Origin of the sequence: Bartonella capreoli, assembly GCF_902813205.1 — a bacterium.
GTDB lineage: Bacteria > Pseudomonadota > Alphaproteobacteria > Rhizobiales > Rhizobiaceae > Bartonella > Bartonella schoenbuchensis.
Window position 1 is genome coordinate 1 of the sequence record NZ_CADDZX010000284.1, and the last position, 418, is coordinate 418.

The 418-nt window shown below is 41.6% G+C and carries 1 protein-coding gene; it reads left to right on the plus strand.

The genetic code is table 11. From position 1 onward, the window contains the following. Positions 1-401: MBL fold metallo-hydrolase (locus J7R05_RS08445; protein ID WP_208541894.1), on the plus strand; the 401-nt coding region annotated here is incomplete at its 5' end. Positions 402-418 lie beyond the last annotated feature (17 nt).

Genomic DNA, 418 nt, shown 5'->3' on the forward strand with positions numbered 1-418 from the left:
GTGATGACAAGCCCCTGATGGATGTTGTGAGTGAAAGCGCAAAAAGTTACGGCATTAGAGATGCATGCATTTGTATCCCTGACCAATGGTTAGAAGATGGTGAGTGTGTTCATTTTGCTGGACATGAGTTTAGGGTTTTGCATACACCGGGACACTCCCCTGGTCATGTCATTTATTTCAATGAAAAAGAACGCTTCGCTTTATTGGGTGATGTCCTTTTTCGTGGTTCTATTGGACGTACGGATTTTCCATTCTGTTCTCATGAAGAATTGATGAGATCTCTTAAGGAAAAAGTTTTGCCCTTAGGTGATGACGTTTGTTTTATTTGTGGGCATGGTCCAGGAAGTCGCATAGGCTATGAGCGCCAAAACAACCCTTTTCTTCAAATGGTTAGCATATAAACACAAAAAACGCTCTA